Source organism: Cellulomonas septica (assembly GCF_012396155.1).
GTDB lineage: Bacteria > Actinomycetota > Actinomycetes > Actinomycetales > Cellulomonadaceae > Cellulomonas > Cellulomonas septica.
Genome location: NZ_JAAXOY010000140.1, coordinates 1 through 6,856, shown reverse-complemented (window position 1 = coordinate 6,856; position 6,856 = coordinate 1). Strand labels below are relative to the sequence as shown.

Below are 6,856 nucleotides of genomic sequence, written 5' to 3'. Positions count from 1 at the left end.
CGTCGAGGCGTCGGGCCCGGGCCGCCCGAGCATGGTCGTCGGCCACCGGTACGCGCCCGCGAGGACGAGCGGCGAAGGGCGCGCGCGTGCGCCCCGCCCGGTCGGCGAGCCCATGATCGTGGGCCAGGGCGACCCGCTCCTCTGACCGACGTCCCGTCGGGGGTCGTCCCCGCGTGACGGCCGGCTCGGCCGAGCGGCGGACGTGAGCCGGCGTCCCGCGCGCGACCGGGCGGGTGACCGCCGGACAATGAGGGGGACACGCCCCGACCCCCCTGCCAGGATCGCCGACCATGACACGCCAGCACCTCACGAAGACGCTGGTCTCCTGGGCCTCGATCCTCGACGACAAGGCCCGCGACCAGGCCGTCGCCACGTCCACCATGCCCTTCGTCTACCCGCACGTCGCGCTCATGCCCGACGCGCACCTCGGCAAGGGCGCCACCGTCGGCTCGGTGATCCCGACCCTCGGCGCGCTCATCCCCGCGGCCGTCGGCGTCGACATCGGCTGCGGCATGATCGCCGTCCGCACGCAGTGGACGGTCGAGCAGGTCCGCGCCGCCGGGTCCCTCACGCCGCTGCGGCAGCGGATCGAGCGGACCGTCCCGCTGTCGGCGGGTGCCGCGAACCAGCGCCTGACGCCCAGTGCGGAGGCGCGCGTCGCGACGCTCGAGGCCGCCGCGGAGAAGGCGGGATTCGACCCCGGCGCGTACGCGGGCCGGTGGGCGCTCCAGCTCGGGTCGCTCGGCTCCGGCAACCACTTCATCGAGGTGACCGCCGACGAGACCGGCACCGTCTGGCTGTTCCTGCACTCCGGGTCCCGCGGTGTCGGCAACAAGATCGCGCAGCACCACATCCGCGTCGCCGCCGAGCTCTGCCAGAAGTGGTGGATCTCCCTGCCCGACCGCGACCTCGCCTACCTCGTCGAGGGGACGCCCGAGTTCTGGGCGTACGTGCGCGAGCTGCGGTGGGCGCAGGAGTTCGCGCGGCTCAACCGCGAGGAGATGATGGACCGGGTCGTGGCCGCGATCGCCGAGCACATGGGCGAGGACGTCGTCGAGGCCGAGCGCGTCAACTGCCACCACAACTTCACGGAGCAGGAGACGCACTTCGGCAAGTCCGTGTGGGTGTCCCGCAAGGGCGCCATCCGGGCCCGCGCCGGCGACCCCGGGCTCATCCCCGGGTCGATGGGCACCGCGTCGTACGTCGTCGTCGGCAAGGGCGACCCGCTGTCGCTGTGCTCCTCGCCGCACGGCGCCGGGCGTGAGCACTCCCGGACCGCGGCCCGGAAGCTGTTCACGCGCGACCAGCTCCGCGAGGCCATGGCGGGGATCGAGTACCGCGACACCGACGCGTTCCTCGACGAGATCCCCGCCGCGTACAAGGACATCGACCGGGTCATGGCCGACGCCGCCGACCTCGTCGAGGTCCGGCACGTCCTGCGTCAGCTCGTCAACGTCAAGGGCGACTGAACCCGACCGTCGCCCCCGACGTCACCGTCCGGGCCCGGCGGCGCGGCACCACGCCGTCGCCGCCGGGCTCGCGACGCCCCCGGGCGGGCACCACGGCCTGCCGGGCGGGAGCCGTCAGACGCGGTACCAGCGGGCGCCGAAACGGCGCGTCAGCGAGCGGCCGCTGATCTCGGCGAGCTCGTCGAGCCGCGCGAGGACGGCCCACCCGATCTGTCGCGCGGCCTGGTCGTCGTCCGCCTCGTACCGCACGGTGACGCGCGCCTCGCCCCGCACGACCTCGACGTCGTGCGCCTCGACCGCCGTCCGGGCTCGCGCCACGGCCACCGCCTCGGGCAGCACGTCGGGGGCCGCGACGCCGGGACGCAGCATGCCGACGGCGGCGCGGACGCGGTACGACGGCACGGCACCCCTCTCGGCAGGTCACGGCGACGTCCGCCGTCACGTCCGGCGCACGCGCCCCAGGGTCGCACGCCGGGGGCCGCGGGCCGCGCGACGCCGACGCCGACGCGGCCAGGGAGTCGGGACGGTCGGGATGTCGGGACGGTCGGGCGTCGAGACGTCAGGGCGCCGGGACGGTCAGGGCGTCGGACCGTCAGGGTGCCGGGACGGTCAGGGCGTCCGGACGGTCAGGGCGTCGGCACCTGGACGAGCTGCCACGACCCCGCGCCGACGAGCAGGCCGCGGCCGGGGACGCCGGCACCCAGCGCGGACCGCGGCAGACGGAGTCCGAACAGGTCGCCGTCGTTGGGCGACGACGGCGCGAGCAGCAGGCCGTTGCGCGACTTCTTCATCGTGGCGGCAGGCCCGCGGTAGCCGCTCGACAGCTCGTCGGCCGACCCGGCCGCGACCACCAGGCCTGGCCGGTCCCGCAGCGCGCCCAGGTGCGCGACGATCGCGTCCGCGAGGGGCCCGTCGGTGCCGACGAGCTCGAGGTCGTCCACCAGCAGCACCGTCGGGGTGTCCCCGGCCGGCACGAGGCCCGCGAGCAGCGCGGTGATGTCGTCCCGCGACGCGTCCAGGTCGAGCGACCCCAGGACACCCGGGTGGCCGGCGAGGTCGCGCAGCGGGCTGCGGCGCGGCGTGACGATCCCGACGGTCCAGCCGCGCTCGAGCGCGGACGTCCCCATCGTGAGCAGCGTGGTGCTGCGACCGGACCGGCGCGGCCCGACGACGAGGACCCCGGGCCCGTGCTCCTCGGTGTCGAGCCCGAACAGCGTGAGCGAGTCCTCGCGGACGACGAGCGACGTCGACAGCGTGGCCTGCGCGCCGACCCGGAGACCCGCGAGCGTCGCGGGCGTGGCCTGCACGAGCATCCCGACGCCGCCGACCTCGACCACGGCCGCGTCGAGCCGCACCGCCAGGACCGTCCCCCGCACCGACGCGATCACCGCGGCGTCCTCTCCGTCGTCGTCACGGCGCTACTCTCGCACACCGACCGAACACCTGTACGACAGGACACGCGCGTCACGCGCGCCGCTTGGCCGCCTGCTCCGCCGCCGCCCACGCGCGCTGCGCCGCCGTCATGGACCCGGGCGCGCGCTGCGGTGCGCCGAGCGCTCCGGCCGGCCGCCACAGGTGGCAGATCGCGAGCGCGAGCGCGTCCGCGGCGTCGGCGGGCTTGGGGATCTCGTCCAGGCTGAGCAGCCGCGCGACCATCGTCTGGACCTGCGGCTTGTCGGCACGGCCGTTGCCCGTGACCGCGGCCTTGACCTCGCTGGGCGTGTGGAGCGCGACGGGGATGCGGCGACGCGCCGCGGCGACCATCGCGATCCCCGCGACCTGGGCCGTGCCCATGACCGTGCGCACGTTGTGCTGCGCGAACACGCGCTCCACGGCGACGGCGTCGGGCGCGTGCTCCTCGAGCCACTCCTCGATCTGCGCCTCGATCGCGAGCAGGCGCTGGTCGACCTCGTCGTCGACCGGGGACCGCGCCACGCCGACCGCGACGAGGCGCGTGCGGCGCCCCGGCAGGCCGTCGACCACGCCGAGACCGCACCGGGTCAGGCCGGGGTCGACTCCGAGGACGCGCACGCTCGTATGGTCGCAGCCTCCCGGGTCGATCCCCGGGAGGCCGCGCGCCTGTCGTCAGTCGTCCTCGAGCTCCGCCATGACCTCGTCGGAGGCGTCGAAGTTGGCGTAGACGTTCTGCACGTCGTCCGAGTCCTCGAGCGCGTCGATGAGGCGCAGGATCTTGCGCGCACCCTCGGCGTCGACCTCGATCTGGGTCGACGGCCAGAACACCACGTCGGCGGAGTCGTACTCGATGCCGGCGTCCTGCAGCGACGTGCGGACGGGCACGAGGTCGGTCGCCTCGCTCAGCACCTCGAAGGACTCGCCGAGGTCGTTGACCTCCTCGCCGCCCGCGTCGAGGACCGCCTCCATGACGGCGTCCTCGTCGGTGCCCTCCTTGGGGACGATGACGACGCCCTTGCGGCTGAAGATGTACGACACCGAACCCGGGTCGGCCATCTGGCCGCCGTTGCGGGTGAACGCGACGCGCACGTCGGACGCGGCGCGGTTGCGGTTGTCGGTGAGGCACTCGACCAGCACCGCGATGCCGCCGGGGCCGTAGCCCTCGTACATGATCGTCTGGTAGTCGGCGCCGCCGGCCTCCTGGCCGGACCCGCGCTTGAGCGCGCGGTCGATGTTGTCGTTCGGGACCGACGACTTCTTCGCCTTCTGGATGGCGTCGAACAGCGTCGGGTTGCCCGCGGGGTCACCACCGCCCGTGCGGGCGGCCACCTCGATGTTCTTGACCAGCTTCGCGAAGAGCTTGCCGCGCTTCGCGTCGACGACGGCCTTCTTGTGCTTGGTGGTGGCCCACTTGGAATGACCCGACATCGGCTCTGCCTACCCCTGGCTCTCGCGGACGATCTCGACGAACAGACGGTGCACCCGGGTGTCGCCCGTGACCTCCGGATGGAAGGACGTCACGAGGACGGGCCCCTGGCGGACCGCGACGATCCTACCGGCGGCCGGACCCGACTCGACGCGCCCGACGACCTCGGCGGCCGGACCGACCTCCTCGACCCACGGCGCACGGATGAAGACCGCGTGCAGCGGCCCGTCGTCGACGCCCTCGATCGTGAGGTCCGTCTCGAACGAGTCGACCTGCCGGCCGAACGCGTTGCGCCGCACCGTGACGTCGACGCCGCCGAGGGTCTGCTGCCCCTCGATCCCGCCGAGCACCCGGTCGGCGAGCAGGATCATGCCCGCGCAGGACCCGTACGCGGGCATCCCGTCGCGCAGCCGGCGCTGCACGGGCTCGAACAGGTCGAACGCGCGCAGCAGCTTGTCGATCGTCGTCGACTCGCCGCCCGGGATGACCAGCGCGTCGACGGCGTCCAGCTCGCGCTCCCGGCGGACGGGGACCGCGTGGGCCCCCTCGGTCGTGAGGGCGGCGACGTGCTCACGCACGTCACCCTGCAGGGCGAGCACTCCGACGGTCACGGTCACGACGGGCGATCCTAGTTCGCCGCGGCGAGCCGCTCCGCTCCCGCCCGGCTACCGGTCGGGTCGTCGGCGGACCGCTCCGCGACGGCGGCCACCAGGTGCGCGAGGCCCGCGAGCAGCACGTCGGGAGCGGCGGCGAGGCTGACGCGCACCTGGCCGTGCGCCGACGGACCGAACGTCGACCCGGGCGCGACGGCGACGTGCCGCTCGGCGAGCAGCCGCAGCGCGAACGCGTCGGTGTCCGGCGTCCCGACGTCGACCATGAGGTAGAACGCGCCGTCGGGGCGCACGTAGCCGAGACCGGCGGCGTCGAGGACCGCGACGGCCGCGTCGCGACGCGCGCGGTACTGCGCCACCGCCGAGGTGACGGTGTCCTGCGGGCCCGTGAGCGCGGCGAGCGCCGCGTGCTGACCGGGCGCCGACGGGCACGCGATCGTCGCCTCGGCGACGTGGCCGATCGTCTCGACCAGGTCGTGGCGCGGGGTCGCGAGGAACCCGGTGCGCCACCCCGTCATGGCGTACGTCTTCGACAGGCTGTGCTGGACGACGACCCGTCCGTCGGTGTCGAAGGCGGCCGGGCTGACGTGGGTCGCGCCGAAGGTCACGGCCTCGTAGCACTCGTCGGAGAGCACCCACAGGTCGTGCCGGCGGGCCACGCCCACGAGCCCGGCGACCACGTCGGCCGGGTACACCGCGCCCGTCGGGTTGTTCGGGGAGCACACGACGATCGCCCGCGTGCGCGGGCCCACGGCCGCCTCGACGTCGGCGACGTCGGGCACGAAGCCCCGCTCGGCCGACGTCGGGTAGGTCCGGACGACGGCCCCGACGGAGATCGCGGCCATGGCCCAGTTCGGGAACATCGGGTCCGGGAGCAGGATCTCGTCGCCCGGGCCGAGCAGCGCGGCCATCGTCATGGTGAGCCCGTGCATCGCGCCGTGCGTCACGACGACGTCGTCGTGGTGCGTCGCGCGGCCGCTGACGCGCGTGACCCGCTCGGCGGCGACCTCGCGCAGCTCGGCGAGTCCCGTGCTCGCGGTGTAGCCGGCGCGCCCGTCGTGCGCGGCCCGCGCGGCGGCCTCGACGACGTGCGCGGGCGGCGCGGTGTCGGGCTCGCCGATCTCGAGGTGGAGCGCCTCCGGGTCGCGGTGCGCGAGCTCCATCAGGGTGCGGATGCCGCTGCGCGGGATGTGCAGCGTCGGGGACGTCGGGGCCAGGGTGGGCATGCTCTCGACCGTACACAGTCGACGTTACTGGTCAGTACCCCCTGAGGGATGACCACGTCGGAACCCCGATCCGCCGGGTCACGGGGCGCCGCTCCCCCGCCCCGCCGTCGCACCGCTCAGTGCTCGTGCGCGAGCCCGAGGTGCCGCACCGTGCCGTCCCATCCCTCGGCGAGGTCCTGCACGAGGGCGGCGAGCCCGACGGGGAACACCTCGATCTCGACCGCGGCGAGCTCGTCGAGCGGCCACCAGCGCAGCTCGTCGAGCACACCGGCCTCGAGCTCGGTCCACCCCGCGCGGCTCAGCTCGCCGACGTCCGCCGACCGGACCCGCGCGAGGTACAGGTCCTCGTCCTGGCGGCAGTGCTGCGCGAAGAAGTCGAAGATCGCCGACCGCGTGAGCACCGGACCCTGCAGCGCGGCCGGGTCCAGCACGATGCCGGTCTCCTCGCGCAGCTCGCGGAGCGCCGCGGTGCGCGAGTCCTCGCCGTCGTCGATGCCGCCGCCGACCGTGAACCACCAGCTGCGCTCGGGCTGGTCGACGTCGTGCCCGCGCATGAGCAGCACGCGGTCGTCCTCGTCGAGCAGGATCACGCGCGCGGCGCGCCGGAACAGCAGCCCGTCGGGCCCGGGACGCCACTCGGGGCCGAGCCCGTGCACCGGTCCCCCGCCGTCGGCGTGCCCGCGTGCCGCCACCGGCACGGCACCCTCGCCG

8 protein-coding genes are annotated in these 6,856 nt (G+C 74.7%); 1 reads left to right on the top strand and 7 read right to left on the bottom strand.

Annotation, left to right across the window (positions count from 1 at the left end):
* The first annotated feature begins 290 nt into the window (after positions 1-290).
* Entirely contained in the window at positions 291-1,469 is a 1,179-nt protein-coding gene (locus HGA02_RS07475) for an RtcB family protein (protein ID WP_168678499.1), read from the top strand.
* A 114-nt stretch (positions 1,470-1,583) separates the two neighbouring features.
* On the opposite strand, the gene HGA02_RS07470 is transcribed toward HGA02_RS07475, so the two are convergent.
* From HGA02_RS07470 to HGA02_RS07440, 7 genes are all read right to left on the bottom strand, one after another.
* Positions 1,584-1,871: a hypothetical protein gene (locus HGA02_RS07470; protein WP_168678498.1), complete on the bottom strand. Its 288-nt coding sequence runs from the start codon at positions 1,869-1,871 to the stop codon at positions 1,584-1,586.
* A gap of 224 nt (positions 1,872-2,095) precedes the next feature.
* Positions 2,096-2,857, bottom strand: a complete 762-nt coding sequence (locus HGA02_RS20845; RefSeq protein WP_168678497.1) for an OB-fold domain-containing protein — start codon at positions 2,855-2,857, stop codon at positions 2,096-2,098.
* Positions 2,858-2,933: 76 nt separating this feature from the next.
* Positions 2,934-3,500, bottom strand: a complete 567-nt coding sequence (gene ruvC / locus HGA02_RS07460) for a crossover junction endodeoxyribonuclease RuvC (RefSeq protein ID WP_168678496.1) — start codon at positions 3,498-3,500, stop codon at positions 2,934-2,936.
* Between the two features lie 54 nt (positions 3,501-3,554).
* Entirely contained in the window at positions 3,555-4,310 is a 756-nt protein-coding gene (locus HGA02_RS07455) for a YebC/PmpR family DNA-binding transcriptional regulator (RefSeq protein ID WP_162352087.1), read from the bottom strand.
* 9 nt (positions 4,311-4,319) lie between these two features.
* Positions 4,320-4,925, bottom strand: coding sequence for a pyridoxal 5'-phosphate synthase glutaminase subunit PdxT (gene pdxT / locus HGA02_RS07450; protein WP_168678495.1), 606 nt, complete (start codon positions 4,923-4,925; stop codon positions 4,320-4,322).
* A gap of 11 nt (positions 4,926-4,936) precedes the next feature.
* Complete coding sequence (locus tag HGA02_RS07445) at positions 4,937-6,145, bottom strand: pyridoxal phosphate-dependent aminotransferase (RefSeq protein ID WP_168678494.1); 1,209 nt, start codon at positions 6,143-6,145, stop codon at positions 4,937-4,939.
* Positions 6,146-6,261: 116 nt separating this feature from the next.
* On the bottom strand, positions 6,262-6,843 hold the full coding sequence (locus HGA02_RS07440; protein WP_425483039.1) for an NUDIX hydrolase: 582 nt from the start codon (positions 6,841-6,843) through the stop codon (positions 6,262-6,264).
* Positions 6,844-6,856 lie beyond the last annotated feature (13 nt).